The organism is Danxiaibacter flavus, assembly GCF_041060425.1.
GTDB classification, from domain to species: domain Bacteria; phylum Bacteroidota; class Bacteroidia; order Chitinophagales; family Chitinophagaceae; genus Danxiaibacter; species Danxiaibacter flavus.
Genome location: NZ_JAULBC010000006.1, coordinates 497,221 through 516,043, shown reverse-complemented (window position 1 = coordinate 516,043; position 18,823 = coordinate 497,221). Strand labels below are relative to the sequence as shown.

At 41.6% G+C, this 18,823-nt stretch carries 10 protein-coding genes; 6 read left to right on the top strand and 4 right to left on the bottom strand.

Features of this window, described 5'->3' with window-relative positions; translation table 11 throughout:
* Positions 1–91: 91 nt before the first annotated feature.
* Together QTN47_RS19210 and QTN47_RS19205 are read right to left on the bottom strand one after the other, a co-directional pair.
* A complete protein-coding gene (locus QTN47_RS19210) occupies positions 92–2,461 on the bottom strand; it encodes an ABC transporter permease (protein ID WP_369331031.1) in 2,370 nt (789 codons plus the stop codon).
* Between the two features lie 254 nt (positions 2,462–2,715).
* Positions 2,716–5,142, bottom strand: a complete 2,427-nt coding sequence (locus tag QTN47_RS19205) for an ABC transporter permease (protein ID WP_369331030.1) — start codon at positions 5,140–5,142, stop codon at positions 2,716–2,718.
* A gap of 654 nt (positions 5,143–5,796) precedes the next feature.
* On the opposite strand from QTN47_RS19205, the gene QTN47_RS19200 reads away from it, so the two are divergent.
* The 3 genes from QTN47_RS19200 to QTN47_RS19190 all read left to right on the top strand — a co-directional run bounded on the left by QTN47_RS19200 (position 5,797) and on the right by QTN47_RS19190 (position 8,124).
* Complete coding sequence (locus QTN47_RS19200) at positions 5,797–6,357, top strand: dihydrofolate reductase family protein (protein WP_369331029.1); 561 nt, start codon at positions 5,797–5,799, stop codon at positions 6,355–6,357.
* Positions 6,358–6,390: 33 nt separating this feature from the next.
* The gene (locus QTN47_RS19195) at positions 6,391–6,735 is read left to right on the top strand and encodes a YciI family protein (protein ID WP_369331028.1); all 345 of its coding nucleotides are present in this window, start codon (positions 6,391–6,393) and stop codon (positions 6,733–6,735) included.
* A gap of 159 nt (positions 6,736–6,894) precedes the next feature.
* Complete coding sequence (locus tag QTN47_RS19190) at positions 6,895–8,124, top strand: RNA polymerase sigma factor (RefSeq protein ID WP_369331027.1); 1,230 nt, start codon at positions 6,895–6,897, stop codon at positions 8,122–8,124.
* 185 nt (positions 8,125–8,309) lie between these two features.
* Here the strand turns inward: QTN47_RS19190 and QTN47_RS19185 are convergent, their stop codons facing one another.
* Positions 8,310–10,676 (bottom strand): ABC transporter permease, encoded by a 2,367-nt coding sequence (locus tag QTN47_RS19185; RefSeq protein ID WP_369331026.1) that lies wholly within the window; start codon positions 10,674–10,676, stop codon positions 8,310–8,312.
* A 751-nt stretch (positions 10,677–11,427) separates the two neighbouring features.
* Between QTN47_RS19185 and QTN47_RS19180 the strand changes: the two genes are divergently transcribed.
* On the top strand, positions 11,428–14,805 hold the full coding sequence (locus QTN47_RS19180; RefSeq protein ID WP_369331025.1) for a glycosyl hydrolase: 3,378 nt from the start codon (positions 11,428–11,430) through the stop codon (positions 14,803–14,805).
* A 116-nt stretch (positions 14,806–14,921) separates the two neighbouring features.
* Here QTN47_RS19180 and QTN47_RS19175 read toward each other — a convergent pair whose 3' ends face one another.
* Positions 14,922–15,491 (bottom strand): DUF502 domain-containing protein, encoded by a 570-nt coding sequence (locus QTN47_RS19175; RefSeq protein ID WP_369331024.1) that lies wholly within the window; start codon positions 15,489–15,491, stop codon positions 14,922–14,924.
* 751 nt (positions 15,492–16,242) lie between these two features.
* Here QTN47_RS19175 and QTN47_RS19170 point away from each other — a divergent pair.
* Positions 16,243–17,112, top strand: a complete 870-nt coding sequence (locus QTN47_RS19170) for a CPBP family intramembrane glutamic endopeptidase (RefSeq protein ID WP_369331023.1) — start codon at positions 16,243–16,245, stop codon at positions 17,110–17,112.
* Positions 17,113–17,217: 105 nt separating this feature from the next.
* Positions 17,218–18,531, top strand: a complete 1,314-nt coding sequence (locus tag QTN47_RS19165) for an OprO/OprP family phosphate-selective porin (RefSeq protein ID WP_369331022.1) — start codon at positions 17,218–17,220, stop codon at positions 18,529–18,531.
* The last annotated feature ends 292 nt before the right edge of the window (positions 18,532–18,823 follow it).

Here is an 18,823-nt window from a genome sequence, read left to right as displayed (position 1 = left end):
CGATTTTTCAACCATTCCTTAGTGCATCTTAGTGTTCTTTGTGTGGTTCAAATTTTTCGCTACGATCAACGTATCACGTAAAACTTTCAACTTATTCAGTTCGCAAGCTTTTCACCGGATTAGCCAACGCGGCCTTAATGGCCTGGAAGCTGATCGTTGCAAGTGTTATGATTATCGCGATGATGCCGGCGGATATAAAGACTAACGGACTAATCTCTATGCGGTATTCGTATTTTTTCAACCAGTCCTGCAGAAAATATAAGGCCAGCGGAGATGCAATCAGGCAACTGATAAACACGAGCAGTACGAAATCTTTTGATAGCAATAACCATAATTGGGAAACAGATGCGCCAAGCACTTTCCGCACACCTATTTCTTTTGTGCGCCTTTCAGCCATAAATGATGCCAATCCGAACAAACCCAGGCAACTGATAAAAATAGCGAGCGCAGCGAAAATGCGGGACAATGCACCAACCTGGTTTTCTGCCTGGAACTTCTTGTTGAACTCCTCATCCACAAACCTGTATTCAAAAGGATAAGCGGGATTATATGTTGCCATAACCGGCTGAATGGCTGCGAGCGCTTTTTGCAGATTTGTGCCAGTTTTAAAGCGGATCATTCCTTGTGAAATAAAATAGGGCCTGAATAACATGATTGCAGGCATAACGGACCTGAACGGATCCTCCATGATCACGTTTTGAACAACGCCAATAACGGTCATGGGTTGATTGGCAAACCTGATCATCTTACCTAAAGGATTTTTAAACCCCATTAGTTTAACTGCCGCTTCATTCAAAACGACAGCATTGCTATCTGTAAGGAATTCTTTCGAAAAGAAACGTCCTTCTTTCAAAATAACGCCTGACGCTTTATCATAATCGTGATCTATCATTATCGCAGAAAAGAGTGGATGACTGTCCGGGTCTTTACCTTCCCATGAAAAATCATCCCATTGATTGTACACACCGGTCATCGGGCTTGACGAACGACTAACAGCCTCAAGATAACCGGTTGCCAGCAAATCCCTTTTAAGCGGTTCAAAATTTTTGGTAAGATCATTGGAAAGGCCAAAAGAGATCAGGTTATCCGGACGGTATCCCAATGGCCTGTTGCGCGCATGTTGTATTTGCTGAAAGACGATAATGGTTCCAATAATGAGCGCGATGGAAAAACTAAACTGTATTACCACCAGGATTTTTCTTGGAAGATTGGCCGCCTTTCCCGCGCTGAATGTACCTTTCAACACCTTGATCGGCTTGAATCCAGAGAGATACAGCGCCGGGTAACTACCGGCAAGAAGTCCTGTAACAACGCATCCTGCAAACAAAACTAACAGCAAAGGCAAATTTGAAAAGTTAAAGATCACGTCTTTAAAACCCAACTGACTTAGCCACGGCAGACTTAGCTTAACAATAAACAAGGACAACACAAAAGCAATAAGAGCAGTAATTACAGACTCGCCTAAAAACTGAACGACCAACTGTTTTCTTTGGGAGCCAACCGTTTTTCTTATAGCAACTTCTTTGGCTCTTTTCTCAGAACGAGCTGTACTTAAATTCATGAAGTTGATGCAGGCAATAATCAGTACAAAAATGCCGATCACCGCAAACAGCTTTACATATTCGATAGTGCCGCCAATATTGATCCAGTCTTTAAATTCACTATACAAATGCCCTTTCTTCATGGGATGGACAAACAAGGTGCCCTCCTTTTTATCTTTTGATTTCTGTTGAATGATCGGTGCTATTTTCCTGGAGAAAGCCTCCACCGTCACGCCGTCATTCAGCTGTACAAAATTTTGAAGAAAATTATTTTGCCATTGACCTTTCGAATTCTTCACAAAACTATCCGTCAGTACATTCAATTCATAAGGCAATAAAAAATCAAATTCAATGGATGAATTTTTAGGAACATCTTTTAGTACGCCTGTCACCTTAACGTTATGCTGATTATCCAGCTTAATAAACTTTCCGACAGGATCTGCATCTCCGAACAGGCTTTTAGACAATGATTGAGTAAGCACGATAGAATAAGGATCTTTCAAAACAAGATCCGCTTGTCCTTCAACTAACGGAAAAGTAAACATTCTCAAAAAATCCGGATCCGCAAAATGCCCTTTGCTGCTCAGCTTTTTGTCACCAACCATAAGACTGTGATTACCACCCCAATCAAGTCGGGTGATCCGTTTCACTTCGGGATAATTTGTTTTTAATTCATCATATAACGGAAGCGATATGCCAGCCTGTGTACCTTTCTCATTATTGAACAGCGTCTTTTTCATCACCATAGCAATATGCTCACGGTTCACGTTAAAGGAATCGTAGCTCAATTCATGCTGCACCCATAAACCTATCAGCATGGCAACACTCATGCCTATGGCAAGGCCGAGGATATTTAAAAAACTATAAACCTTGTTCTTTGCAAGATTTCTCCAGGCGGTTTTGAAATAGTTCTTAAACATAGCGGTAGCATTTAGCTGTGAGCTGTCAGCAATTAGCCTTCAGCATGTTTTTTTTGCCACTGGGGCACAGAAGCACAGATAAATTTTTTGTATCTCTACTGCCCATTTCCTTAAGTATTTTTTTAATTAAACAGAGGAAAGGCAGGAGAATACAAGGAGTCACACAAAGCTTTCAATTTAGCTTCATTTTCAATTGTCAATTTTTCCCCGCCTGAACGACTTCAGTCGGGCAGGAATTGTCAATTAATCAAATCCTACTCCGATCTTAGACTCTTAACCGGATTAGCAAGCGCTGCTCTGATGGATTGAAAGCTTACAGTTGCCAACGCAATCATTATCGCAACAATGCCAGCCAAAGCAACCATCCACCAATCAATTTGGATACGATACGCAAAATCCTGCAGCCATTTACTCATACCCCACCAGGCAATGGGTGATGCAATTAAAATGGCCAGCATTACCAATCTTACAAAGCTTATGGATAGCATGGCTGTTATATTTGTTGCAGAAGCACCCAATACTTTGCGAATTCCAATTTCTTTATTGCGTTGCTCAGCCATGAAAGCGGAAAGTGCGAATAAGCCAAGACACGCAATTACGATTGCCAGTATGGCAAAACTTGTAAAGATGTTACCCATCCGCTGTACATCTGCATACATGTTTTTAAAATTTTCATCGAGGAAGGTATAACGTATTGGTTGTGTAGGCGCAAACTTCTTCCACAAACTGTTTATGGCCGGCAGAGCATCTTTTACTTCTTTACTGCTTAACTTAACAGAAACAATAGTTGTACTATTACCCAAGTGCATACTTAACGCACCAACCTTGCCGCGCATGCTTTCGAAATTAAAATCTTCTACTACGCCAATTATCGGATACTTTCCCCAGTTCTCGATTGTCTTTCCTACGGGATCTTTCAGGTTAAGTTTTTCAGCCATTGTCTTATTGATAATAACAGCCTGCGAATCGGATGGCATTTCCGGCGAAAAATTTCTGCCTGCAATCAACTTGATTCCGAGTGTTTGAATGTAGCTGTCATCTACAGTCCAGGCTTGCGCGAATATACCGGGATCAGTCGTTTTTTTCCCAGTATTCCAAAAAGTGTTGCCATTGCGTTTGGTGCCTGAAACCGGAAGAAAATCACTCACAGACACATTTTTCACCTGCGACAACTTCAGCAATTCGTTTTTAAACTCTCTAACATGTTCTCCCAGCGTGTTTGTCCCCTGTATCAGCATCACCTGGTCTTTATCAAAACCAATCTTCGCATTCAATAAGTAATGCGTTTGTTTATAAATTACCAGCGTGGAAATTATCAGTATAATGGATGTACAAAACTGGAACACAACCAGCCCGTTTCGTAAAACAGAATTTTTGCTTCCCCTGCTCAGCTGGCCTTTTAAAACCAGTATTGGTTTGAATGCAGACAAATACAGTGAAGGATAGATGCCGGCAAAAAAACCAGTAGCAACAATTGCAACGGTTATTAAAGGAACCAGCCACCATTTCGTCCATGGCATAGAAAGAGATTTGCCTGCCAGCATATTAAAATAGGGCAATAACAACCATGCAATCAATAATCCCAAAACAAAGGAACAGCAACTGTAGAGCATGGACTCGGTAAGAAATTGCTGTACAAGCCCTGACCTGTATGAACCCAGCACCTTTCTTAAGCCTACTTCTTTTGCCCTGTTCGCAGATTTGGCCGTTGACAGGTTTACAAAATTGATACACGCAATTAATAAAATAAAACATGCAATAGCGCCAAACAACCACACAAAACGGATATCACCGTGATGCAGGCCATCATCTATTTTATAGGACCGCAAATGAATATCTGCGACAGGTTGAACCAGAAAACGCAACTTTTGAGCCATCTCATCAGCCTGAACATTTCCTTCACTTTTAAGCGCCGGGACGTAGTACCTGGTGATGACAGATTTTAATTTATCCTGGAATTGTATCGGATTCGCGCCTTTGCGAAGCTTTACATATGTGTAATAGTTGCTGCTCATCCAGCCATCCTGTTCGCCTTTCCAAAGCTCATAGCCCGTAAGTGTCAGCAGAAAATTGTATTGAAGATGGCTGGTTGAAGGAAAATCTTTCATCACACCACCAATTTTATAAATCCGGTCCTTATCATTGTTCAGGATCATTAATTTTCCAACAGGGTTTTCGTTGGGAAAATATTTATCTGCAATGCTTTTTGCTATCACCATTGTACGGGGTTGGGCAAGTGCCATTGCACGGTCACCGTAAACCATGGGGACCTGTAGAATATCCAAAATAGACTGATCTGCAAATGTAAATTTGTCTTCATAGGTATTTTGTTCCGCATCAACCCTGCGCACCTGGTTGCTACCGGCGCAATAGAACAGTTCATGCGGCATTATTCTGCCCGAATATTCAACTTCCGGATAATCCTGTTTTAGTGCTTTTGCCATTGGCGGCGGCCAATCCGCACCGGTTTCCATATTGCCTTTGTCATTGTATTCACCTGTTATTCTGAAAATGCGGTCATTATCAGGATAGGATTTATCATAACTAAGTTCATCCCGTATATACAGCGCAATTAACAAGCATGCCGCTATGCTTAAAGCAAAACCTCCGATTTTAATTAATGCATACATTTTTTGTTTGCGGAGTTGCCTTAACGCAATATTGAAGTATGTTTTGAACATAGTTTGGGATTTGCCAACAAACGCATCCAACAATATGCCCCGAAGTAAAAATTTTATAACCAGTAATTTACATAGCAATTAAAACGTAAAATGTTCGGTTTTGATACGAACGATGTACGGTTTTAATTGAAAATGGATAGTTGAAAATTGAAAATGAACGATAAATGTGCAAATTAGTAAATGTGCAAATATGCGAATGAGTATGCTTCTATCAGTCATGAACAAAAACCTTTACAGATATGATCATTATTAAGAGATGGTAGTAATTAGTGGCCCAGGTTAAAGGAGAAGGAGAATGAAAAGAAAAGATGTGCCGAATCTAAATTTCGTACCGCGTAATTCGTATTCACAGAGCGTTTGCAGTTCATTTTCAATTGTCAATTATCAATTTTCCATTCGTATGTCCAATTCCTGGTTTTTCGTTTGTTATAATAGTATAAACAAACAAAAGAATTATAACGCTGGTTTTAATTGAAAATGAAGGCAAGATATTTTAGTGGCAAGACCGACAAGATCATTAGACTGTGCTATAAACAGATCTGCACGAGGTAAACCGGATCAAACTTGTGTACTTCGTACTTCGTAACTCGTACTTGCAGCACTCAGTTCATTTTCAATTTTCAACTATCAATTTTCAATTAAAAAGAGATTACCATGAGAAAGCTAACAGTATTTAATTTCACCACATTAAACGGGTATTTTAAAGGCCCTGATGGTGACACAAGCTGGCACGCACATGATGAAGAAGGAAGCAAATATGCAGAAGATGCGCTTCACGCAGACGGCATACTCCTGTTTGGCCGAACGACCTACGAAATGATGGCAGGTTTTTGGCCGACAGAAAATGCCCGACAGATGATGCCGGAGGTTGCTGAAGGAATGAACAAATCTGAAAAAATTGTATTTTCCAGAACGTTGAAAAAAGCCACATGGGAAAACACCAGGATCATCAGCGACGATATAATTGAAGAAGTACGGAAAATAAAAAACACACCCGGAAAAGACATGGCTATTTTGGGAAGCGGTTCAATTATAACGCAGTTTGCTGAACACGGGCTGATAGACGAGTTTCAGCTGATGATCGATCCATTGCTGATTGGCAGCGGCACTTCTTTTTGCCAGGGGCTAAACCACCTGGTTGAACTTAAATTAACGAAGACAAACACATTTAAAAGCGGTAGAATACTGGCTTGTTATGCGCCAGTTTCAAAGTAGACATTCACTTCAACATTTATAAAAACAAACATCATGGAAGAGTACCTGATCTTAATGCGACTGGATTTATTAACCAGGGAAGCACAACCGTCGCCCGAACAATTACAGGTATACATGAAAATGTACAATGACTGGGTTGGCGGCATTGCTGCACAAGATAAATTTGTTGGCGGCAAGGGTTTGTCTACAGAAGGCAAAGTAATAAAACCCAACAACGTGGTAACGGACGGCCCCTTTGTGGAGATAAAAGAATCTCTTGCGGGATTTATAATGATCAAAGCGAAAGACTTTGACGACGCACTTGCCATAGCCAAAGAATGCCCGATATTGAAGGGAGAGGGTAATAGCGTGGAAGTGAGAAAAGTGATAAACAAATAAAAGAGGAAAGTCAAAATTCAAAAGTAAAAAGGCTGTTCACTGAATGAAGCTTTTGACAGGATTTTCAACTTACACAATTTATTTTTCACCTTTGCGTGAAACAGGCTTTTAGTGCGGCAACATTTTTGACTTTTGAATTTTTACTTTTTGACTTAAATTATGCCTGAGTTAATACCTCATCTTTTCAGAACTGAATACAGAAAGATTGTAGCGGTCTTGTGCAAGCATTTTGGGTTTCGTCAAATTGAAATTGCAGAAGACATTGCGAGCGATACTTTTCTTGTCGCTTCACAAACATGGGGTATTGAAGGAGTTCCTAAAAATCCAACAGCCTGGCTGCACAATGTTGCGAAGAATAAAGCCATCAATCATTTGCAACGCAATGCACTCTTCGAGAACAAAATATCCGAACAGTTAAAGGATAATCAGGATGAAGTTTACGAAGACGACATAGATCTATCCCCGTTACATATTAATGACAGTCAGCTGCAAATGATGTTTGCAGTCTGCCATCCGTCAATTCCAACCGAAGCTCAGGTAGGTTTATGTCTCAGGATTCTTTGTGGATTTGGCATTGAAGAGATTGCGGACGCGTTTCTATCTAATAAAGAAACCATCAACAAAAGGCTTTTCCGGGCAAAGGAAAAATTGCGGGAAGAAAATATTCCAATAGAACTACCCAACGCATTTCAGATTGAAGAAAGATTACAGCCTGTACTTACAACAATTTATCTGCTATTTAATGAAGGCTATTATTCTGTTAGTCAAAACACACCGTTAAAGAAAGATTTGTGCCTTGAAGCGATTCGACTATGTACAATGCTTGTAGAAAACACCTTAACCAACAAGCCACAAGCGAATGCTTTGCTTGCTTTAATGTGTTTTCACATTTCCCGGTTTGATGCGCGCATGAATGAAAGTGGAGAACTGGTATTATATGAAGAGCAAGATATAAATTTATGGAACCCCGACTGGATAAGTAAGGGAGGCTACTTTCTGCATTGTGCAGCAAGTGGCGACCAAATTTCAAAGTATCATTTGGAAGCAGGGATCGCCTATTGGCATACGCAGAAAAATGACAGCACAGAAAAATGGGATAATATTTTACAGCTATATAACCAGTTATTGCAAATTGAATACTCTCCTATTGCGGCTCTAAACAGAACTTATGCGCTCTCTAAAGCCCGCGGAAATGAAGCTGCGATTACTGAAGCAGAAAAATTGCAGCTCACCAATAATTTCTTCTATTATTTACTGCTTGGTGAATTATACGCTGGCATCAATAACGAAATATCAAAGCTACATTTTGACAAAGCATTGATGCTTGCAAAAACTCCCGTAGACAGGCAAGCTGTACAAAAGAAGGTAGATGCTCATTTCAATAATTGAGAATTGAGAATTGAAAACGGAAATATGTAGCGTGGAGACAGAGAAGACACAGAGCACACAGTGCTATTTGCGTCTTCATCATTTTCAATGATCCACCTTCAATTATCAAAAAAAAAAAGCGAATGCCGACTAACTTCGCCGGCATTCTTAATTGTCACCTTTTATAATCCACCTGATCAAATCGCTTATTCAGAACGAAGACTCTTTACAGGATTTGCCAATGCGGCTTTTATAGCTTGAAAACTGATTGTTAACAATGTGATGAAAAGAACGGAGAGAGTAGCAATTAAAAACACACCTGCACCTATATTTACACGATATGCGAAACCTTGCAACCATTGATTCACGCTCCACCACGCAATGGGAAAGGCAATCAACATAGCAATTATTACCAGGTTCAGAAAATCCCTGGACAACATAAATGCGATATTACTTACAGATGCACCTACTACTTTGCGAATTCCAATTTCCTTTTGTCTTTTTTGTGCCGTAAATGCAGCCAATCCAAACAGGCCAAGACATGAAATAAGAATTGCCAATCCGGAAAAATACTTTGCCAGCGCTGCTGTCCTCACTTCGGTTTCATATTGCTTTTGATATAGTTCACTTAGAAAACTATAAGTAAACGGAAAGGCCGGATTGTACGTTTCATATAACTTTTGAATACCAGCTAAGGTATTCTGCTGATCCCCCGCTTTTATTCTAACCATTATTTTTGTTCCGGCTTGCCCGGGATTTAATAATGTGTAATAAGACGGTTTCACCAGCTCGTGCATAGATTCGAAATGAAAATCTTTTACTACGCCAACGACCTGCATGCTCTTATCAAAAAGCCGGATATTTTTTCCAACCGGATCTTTAAAATTCATCACCTTTATTGCAGCTTCATTTAAAATTATTTTGGAACTGTCGGTACCATAATTTCTTGAAAAACTTCTGCCGCTCAACACGTGCATACCCATGGTTTCGACAAAATCATAGCCAGCCCTGAAACCTTCAAAATAGACAGACGCATCCGGATCTTTTCCATCCCATTCAATACCATAATCACCATAGTTTCTACCTACCATATTATTGTAGGTAAAGCAGGCATTTACCACACCCGGAACCTTTTTTAGCTCAGCCATAAAGGTCTCTTCAGCGCCGGCAATCTTCCCATCGCCGTCAAACTTTACAACATTATCCTTGTTATAACCGGGGTCGGATGATTGCAAATATTTCACCTGCTTATAAATCACTAACACGGAAACGATAAGAATAACCGAAAGCGTGAACTGAAATACCACCAGGCCTTTGCGGGAAACGATCTCTGCAAAGGATGTACTCAACTTGCCTTTCAAAACTGTAAGTGGATTGAATTTTGACAGATACAAGGCGGGATAACTTCCCGCCAGCAAGCCCGTAAAAATTGCGATACCTGCTAACGCTGTAATCAATCCTATTCCGAGGTTAAGTTCGATTTGTTTTCCTGTTAGTGTATTGAAATGTGGCAATAGTAATCTTGCAATAACCAAAGCGAGCGCCATGGAAAACAATGTCATCAACGTAGATTCAGACAAGAATTGAGCAATTAGCTGACCACGCGTAGCACCGGTAACTTTCTTAATGCCAATCTCTTTCATTCTTCGGGAAGCCCTGGCAGTAGACAGGTTCATGAAATTAATGCAGCCGATGATCAAAATAAATATAGCGATCAAAGAGAACAACCGCACATAAGCCATCCTTCCGCCGGATGAAACGCCATGACTAAACGAACCGGATAAATACATATCCGAAAACTTCATTGCTACGGCAACGCGGGAACTATCTCCTCCATGCATATTAATGAAGCCCGCGATTTTCTTATTAAATGCGGCGACGTCAGTCCCCTTCCGTAATAACACAAAATTATGCGGGCCGAGGTTGGTCCATTCTTTTACCCAGGGCTGCACGTCTTTCAGATATTCAAATGAAAGAACAAAATCAAATTGCTGAGAAGAATGATACGGTGTTTTTTCAAAAACGCCTGACACATAAAAATCTTTCTCGTGCTGAAAGTGAACAGCCTTACCGGTTAAATTCTCTGTCGTGTTAAATAGTTTACGCGCAAGCTCATCAGAAATAACGATGGAATTTTTGTCTGCAAGTACAGATTCTTTCTTTCCCTCAAGGAGTTTAAAAGAAAAGATGTTAAAATAATCCTTACCTGAATATTGTCCGGATGCCTTAATATTTTTTTCTCCTACTGAAAGTGTAAATCTTTGAAACCACCCGGGAGGGGCTAATGGCGAGGCATATTCAATCTCGGGCATTTGCGCTTTCATTGCTTCACTTAATAAGCCAGACGATTCATCAGACACTTGCACATCACCTTCTGCAGACCTACGCTCCATCAACTGGTAAACACGATCCTTATTATCGAAAAAATTATCGAAGCTTAATTCATCAGCCACCCACAAATAAATCAACAACACACAAGCAATTCCGCAGGACAATCCCATTACATTCAAAAAAGCGAACTGCCTGTCCTTGACCATGTTCCGCCAGGCAATCCTAAAATAATTTTTCAGCATATTCAGATAATTGCTTTTTCAAGCACCAGAAAAATACCAAACTTTAATTGACTGCAAACCAAATAACTACGTTGATTAAATAATTTATATTGTTCGTTTTTGATACACCGGATGTGCGGATGTGCATGTATGATGTACGATTTTAGATGTACGATGTGGGGGAAAGTACAAGGCATGAGTTACGAGGTACTTAAGTAAAGCTATATGTATGATGTATGACGTACGATTTTAGATGTACGATGTTAAGGCAAGTACAAACTACAAATTACGAAGTAGAAAATTGATATCGACCAACAACACTTTGACTTCAGGCGACAGAAGGGGTTAGACAATATAACTTTTAAAATAGATGGGTAGAACCTGATAAGCAAACAGAACAAAGATGCACTTTGGAGAGGCGCGGGCGGTCCACGCAGTACTTTGGGAACGGAGGCATCCGCCTGTCCGAACGGAATCATCCGGGCGGATGTTTGTCTTGATCTTTTCCTGCCCGATCTGTAATCATTCGGGCGGGGGGTCCTTTGGATCAAGCCAAAAGAACGGAAAAAGAAAGTTGCCAGAGGCGACGGACTAAGCCTATGCACTTATAAATTCAGCAGAGCTGCTCTGCGAAGCCTCCACGATTCGCACTTTTACTTTATGGCTTGTAGCGATCACAAACCTTTTCACAATTAGCTTCTCTCCTACCATGACGGCTCATGACGGTTTTACAACAACCTGTTGTTAGATTTAGTTACTAAAACTTGCCAAAATGAAACGCCCGATCGTTTTCTCAGCAGCTCTGCTGGCATGCTTGTCAGTGTTTTCCCAAAAAACAAATAAGACTTCAGGTGATACGATGTATGCAAATTTCAGCTCGCCGCCAAATGCAGCGAAGCCGAGGGTTTGGTGGCACTGGATGAATGGCAATGTCACGAAGGATGGCATACGGAAAGATCTTGAATGGATGCACCGCGCGGGCATTGGTGGATTTCAAAATTTTGATGCCTCGCTTAACACACCCCAGATCGTTGAAAAAAGATTGACCTATATGACACCAGAGTGGAAAGATGCATTTCACTTTACTGCACAACTTGCCGATTCATTACATCTTGAAATGGCCATTGCCGGTTCGCCCGGCTGGAGTGAAAGTGGCGGCCCATGGGTTAAGCCTGAGGACGGCATGAAGAAAATTGTGTGGAGCGAAACAAGAGTACAAGGCGGATCTTCCACCATTGCTTTAGCAAAGCCACCGTCCGTTACCGGCCCTTTTCAAAACCTGCATATGAAGGAAGAATTGAGTCTTGGCGGCCCGGCAACAGAACCTCCGGTTTTCTATAAAGAAATAGCAGTCATTGCCTATAAGCTTCCTGATAATGATAAGACGCTGATGGAGCTAAAACCAACGGTCACTTCAAGTGCGGGACATTTTGAGTTATCACAATTAACAGACGGAGATCTAACAACCGCAAATCTTTTGCCTGCTGACACATCCAAAGGGTTTGCGTGGATCCAATTCGCATTTGCACAACCGCAAACTATAAAAGCAGTCACCATGGTTGGTGGCGGCAATAAAGGGCCTTTCGGTATGTTTGGCGATTTTAAAGATACACGCAGCCTTGAAGCAAGCGACGATGGCACTAATTTTAAATGGATCTGCTACATACCGGCAGGCAATGTTTTGCAACAAACCGTTGCCATACCAACAACTACTGCAAAGTATTTTCGCGTAACAGTTAAGAATCCGCCACCTCCTATGAATTTTGGCGCAATGCTTGGTAATAAAGCTGAACCGCCCAAACCACCGGCGGGGACAGACATTGCGGAAGTGGTATTGCATACAGCAACACGTATAAATATGTTTGAAGAGAAGGATGCTTTTTCTCCCGCACCAAATCTCAATGCTCAATTGACAAATGCAAGCGATAATACTGATGCGATTGCAGCAGGTGATGTGATTGATATTACCTCAAAGATGAATGCAGACGGCGTGTTGAACTGGACCGCACCTGCAGGGAATTGGAACATTGTTCGTTTTGGATATTCGTTGATGGGCATTACCAACCATCCTGCGTCTCCCGGGGCAACGGGCTTAGAAGTTGACAAGCTTGATCGCACAGCTGTAAAAAACTACTTCACCAACTATCTTGATCAATATAAAAATGCAACGAATGGTTTAATGGGCAACAATGGAGGCTTACAATATATGGTAACCGACAGCTGGGAAGCAGGATCTCAAAACTGGACAGCAAACATGTTGCAGGAGTTTGAGACAAGACGCGGTTATAGCATGTTGCCCTGGATGCCTGTATTAACAGGGCACATAGTCAAAAGCGCAGAAGCAAGTGAAAAATTTCTGTGGGATTTTAGAAAAACATTAAGCGATCTCGTTGCTTCCAATCACTACGATCAGCTAACTGATCTTCTGCAGCAATATGGAATGAAGCGCTACTCCGAATCGCATGAAAGCGGCCGGGCACTTATTGCTGACGGAATGGATATTAAACGTAGTGCCGCCGTACCCATGTCTGCCATATGGATGCCCGGCGCTATTGGCGGCGGACAGACGATGCACGAAGCGGATATTCGCGAGTCAGCATCTGTAGCACATATTTACGGACAAAACCTGGTTGCGGCGGAATCACTTACAGCATTGGGCATTGGCGGTTCAGCATGGTCATACTCACCGGACAAGTTAAAGCCAACAGCCGACCTTGAACTTGCAAGCGGACTGAACAGGTTTGTCATTCATACTTCCGTTCACCAACCGGTTGATAATAAAATACCCGGCCTGGGACTCGGACCATTCGGCCAATGGTTTAACCGCCATGAAACATGGGCCGAACAGGCAATTGCATGGACCAACTACCTTGCACGCAGTTGCTATATGTTGCAGCAGGGCAAGTTTGTGGCTGACCTCATTTATTACTACGGAGAAGACAATAACATTACAGCCTTATTTGGAAAGAAGTTACCTGCAATTCCCGAAGGTTATAATTTTGACTTTATCAATGCAGATGCACTCATCAACCTGCTATCGGTAAAAGATGGCAGACTGGTTACACCAAGCGGTATGAACTATCGTGTGCTTGTGTTAGATAGCAATGCAAGACAAATGTCATTACCGGTATTAAAGAAAATAAACGAGCTGGTAAAAGCCGGGGCAACGATCAGCGGCATAGTACCGGAGTCCGTTACCGGCTTAAAGGACAGCCCCGATGAATTTAAATCTTTGGTGCAAGCAATCTGGGGATCGGGCAACAGCAGGGTAATAGCCAACAAAACAGTAAGCGAAACACTAACTGCATTGAACATTGTGCCGGATGTAACTTACAACAAACCTCAGCAAACTTCCAGGCTTCTATATGTACATCGCAAAGCCAGCGACCGCGATATTTACTGGATCAACAATCGCACAGACAGAACAGAAGACTTTGATATCAGTTTCCGCATGGAAGGAAAAGTTCCGGAACTCTGGCACGCTGAAACAGGCGAGAAAGAAGCACTGCCTTATAATATAGCAAATGGCACGACAAAAACAAAACTACATCTGGAACCCAACGATGCTGTATTTGTAGTATTTAAAGATAAAGCAGCAACAAACACTCGCACGCTGCCTTCTGTAGCTGAAAAAGAATTAGTGGCTATAAACGAATCATGGAACATCAGTTTCCAAAAAGATCGCGGAGCGCCTACCTCTGTAAATGTGAATACTTTGTCTTCGTGGACTGACAACCAGGATAACGGTGTAAAATATTTCTCAGGAACCGGTACTTACACCAAAACAATCAATGCGTCTGCACAATGGTTCTCAAAAAACGCACAGATATGGCTGGATCTTGGTGAAGTGAAGAATATGGCTGAAGTGATTGTAAACGGAAAGTCTTTAGGCATTGTATGGAAACACCCATTCTGCGTTAATGTGACAAGCGCACTTAAAACCGGGAACAATACAGTTGAAGTAAAGGTCACCAATCTTTGGGTAAACCGTTTGATTGGCGATCAGCAGCCGGGTGTTATTAATAAAATTACTTACACAACCATGCCTTTCTACCAGTCAGGATCACCGTTGCTTCCTTCCGGTTTATTGGGCCCCGTAAAACTCATACAAAAAACAACGGACGGTGGCTTGACGACAGCGAAAAAATAAACCAATCAAAAATCCCCTGGCATCATCAAAAGACACGACTGTCCGGGGGATTTAGATTTTGGCGTCAGCTTTAATTTTGAAATGTATTTAAATGGGCAAGCCTGGCAATTCTTACTTTATTTCCCTATCAATCCTTTTCCAAACTTCTGCATGTTCTTCATAAACACCGGCGCCTTTATGTCAAGTTTGGTCACTTTAATTTTTTCAACAAACAGCACTTCCCCATTATTGGTATCGGGGGAATTCGGGAGGAAAACTATCATCTCATTCGGCAACTCCTCAATTAAAAGCCCCGGGCGCTTCCCCATTAAAGTGTCGATTAAAACAGGTTGACGGGGATCTTCGGTAGGACTGATCTTTTCCTGTAACTGCGCCCTATAGGTCAGGTATCCCGGTATATATTGCAGCAGTGCATTTTCAACCCAATCGCGCCACCTGTTTAAAATGCTGAATCTAACAAGCCATCCAAAAAAATAAAAAAGCAATATCAGTAGTAACCCGGTTGCTATCTGGGCCGAACTATTACCAAATATGGGTTTGAATCCAAGCATATTTGCCACATAATGACCGCTTCCGGAAAGGATCTTCCACAATTTTTGCACGATCATTATTATTACAAATACAGGTATCAGGAAAATGACGCCTGCAATCACGCGGGATTTTATGTGCTGTAAGAAATTCTGCATAAATAATCTTTTAAAGAGTTATCGAAGGAGCGAATTGTCATGATGTATCAATTGGAGGAATACAACATATAACGGTTTTAACCCCGCTCTGGTTCATTAAAAATTGAGTATTTGTCAACTCAATGTCATTTAGTTAAACATACATCGTCAACTTTGGGAGATGTCTCCCTTCGTCGAATACATGATGATCCTTGCTTATCAGAAAAAGTAATCATAGCAGCCCTAATAGCTGGCACATAATAATAAAGAAGTCTGTAACCGCATTGTCACCTAGACTGGGGATTTAGTTAACCACAATCAAAAATCAAATGACAAATCAGTTTATGGAGGTGGTTGATTTTCATTCATTGCCGTCGGTTTTAACCGACGGATAGTGATTGAATTTAAACATGGCTTTAGCCCAACATCATAACGTGTGGCTAAAGCCATATTCAAGTTAGCCTTATGTTCCGTTCGCTAAAGCCCGCCTGAACTGATCGGGCAGGCGGAACGGCAATGAAAAAAATCACAACACCCAAATCTGTCATTGGCGCGACAGGAAACGTCTCCCGAATATTGATCTGATCGCGATATTTTATGAGCGCTTGATATTGACAACCCTTGACTACGACATTGAATTGGCAACGCTTTACTGACAACCGGCATCTTTCAAGCCTTGCAAACCTTCTTACTTTTTATTATCATTATAGGGTCATGCCTTATGCCGTTATAAACTCCATACACCTATAGTTAACGCACCAGCCTTTATGCAATGAAAGAAAACGACCATTTAGGAGCTTACATTGTGATTACTTTTTCGTTAAGTATAGTATTATCCTTGTTTATAGGATTTACCGGCGGACATGAAAGTACATTTATATGGATGGGATACCTGTCAATGATCATTCCCGCGGGCGCAGTATTGGCAATGACATTTACATATAGAGAACCGGTATCCCTACCTGGCAGAAAGAAAAAAATATCTATAGGCTGGATCCTCATTGCCATATTTTTAATTCCCGCAGTCATACACGTCGCTTGTATTCCTTTGACGGCATATTTACATAACGGCCGGCTCCCATGGCAGGCATGGTTGACACCGGACAAAAACGGCTTTTATAACGCACCGGAAAAAGTCGGCTGGGGCGTTCTGACATACACACAATTGGTATTTAAAATAGCAACAAATGCAGCGGTTGGCTTGATGATCGTATCCACACTTGCGTTTTTTGAAGAAATTGGCTGGCGCGCTTGGATGCTGCCAAGATTGTTTAAAAGATTCCCGGTAAAAAAAGGCATCGTTTTGGGCGCTGCAATATGGGCGATTTGGCACATACCCTTTATGCTTAGCGGAATCCTTTACTTGAAAGATATCTCTCCATTTCAAACTGTATTAATTCACCCGTTTGGCATATTTGGTGCAGGCCTTATTATCAACTGGCTTTGGTTACGAACGAAAAGCATCTGGATTGTATCCCTGGCACACGGCGCACTAAATAACTGGGGGCAATATGCATTTAAGTTTATGGAAGATAAGTCACTGAATGCGTATGATCAATTCATACTTTTTACAGGAGTAAATGCAACGTTGCTTGTCACGGGAATAATTATATTGCTTACTCTAAACCCTCGTCGCAGTTAGTTTCTTTCAGGCAAAGACTGTTGCAAATAAAGAAAAATAAATATAGTTTGTGTTACGATACAGGCCGGCAGAAGAGAGATTACCTGGACATATTATTTGTTTTACATGATTCAAACCTTATCCAATTATACACGTGAAATAACACCATTCACATTCCGTTTTATATCTCTCCTGGTCTGCATAATTTATTTTTCGGTTTTTGAGGTTTCCGCCCAAAACATGGACAATGTTGATTCTTCTCAAAAGCAAGTACTCATCGATACCGGAAAAAAATATTTTATGCCCGATGTTGTACATGCAAGGCACATGGGCTGGACCAATGGGGGCAACAAATACTTTACTTACCAGCTTGGCTTTGCACCTATTATTGACTACAGTGCTTTTATACAGGATAACGATAGCAAACAACAGGTTGGCAAACAGGAGAACCAGGGTGATCTCCGTTCATTGCGAATCTCCATACGCGGAAATATTAATTTTAAAAGGCCATGGCATTATTTTATCAGCGCGGGCCACAATGGACTTGACTATGATCCGGGCACACAAAACAAATGGAATTTTACCGACCTGTATTTTATTATTCCTGTGGGTATGCTTGGCGATCTGACAGTTGGAAAAATTAAAGAACCCTTTGTATATGAAATGGTAGGTGATGCGGCCAACCTGCCTCAAACGGAACGCATACTTAATCCCTTCTTTGTCAACCGTAACATCGGATTTCGGCTAAACAAATCATTTTTGAATGACCGGATGACAGCATCTGCCGGTTTGTTCAACGACTGGTTCATGAAGGGACAAAGCTTTTCTGAAAGTGCGAACACTTTTGCCGCGCGCGTTACTGCGCTACCGATCTATGAAGATAACGGACGCAGATTTGTGCACATTGGCGCAAGTGTAAGATATCTTGAAGCAGAGAACGGCGTTCTTAGATACAAGGGCAGAAATGAATCGAATGTTTCTTCGTATTATGTAGATACCAAAGACTTTCCCGCATCCAGGTCATGGAACTTCGGCTTTGAGCAATTGTGGAGCATCGACAACTTTTCTTTGTTGAGCGAATATGTTCATGCATGGGCTAACACGCCTAAGGGCACGCAGCAGTTTAAAGGGTATTACTTTACAGGCAGCTGGGTTATAAGTGGCGAACAACGCCCATACGATAAAAAAGCAGCTTACGCAAGAAGAATAAAACCCGTTGGCAAAGGAGGCGCCTGGGAAGTTGCAGCGCGCATATCCCAGGTTAACCTGAATGGCAGGGATGTACAGGGCGGATTGCTGGACAAAATGTATCTCGGACTCAACTGGTGGGCATCAACACGCTGGCGCATCAGTTTTGGATATGGCGCAAGCAATCTGAACAAAGACGGGCTTATTGGAGTAACCAACAGTTTCATCTGGAGACTTCAATGGATCTATTAAACCTTGACTATTCTGATTGTCAATACAATCTAAAAATACGGTTACACAGAGGTCCACGGAGAATACTCGGAGGCGCACAGAGAACAGCGCCAGGCCACACATCTTACATGTCTTACTATCTTACTGTCTTACACATCTTACTGTCTTACACGTCTTACTGTCTTACACGTCTTACTTTCTTCCACCAGGGGTAACATTTTTCTCCCCCGCGGTTATACTTACATGCTTACTAAAATTTCTATGTGTCCGCTCTTGTAATCAAATCGTTGATGCAAAAATATCCTTCAAAGAA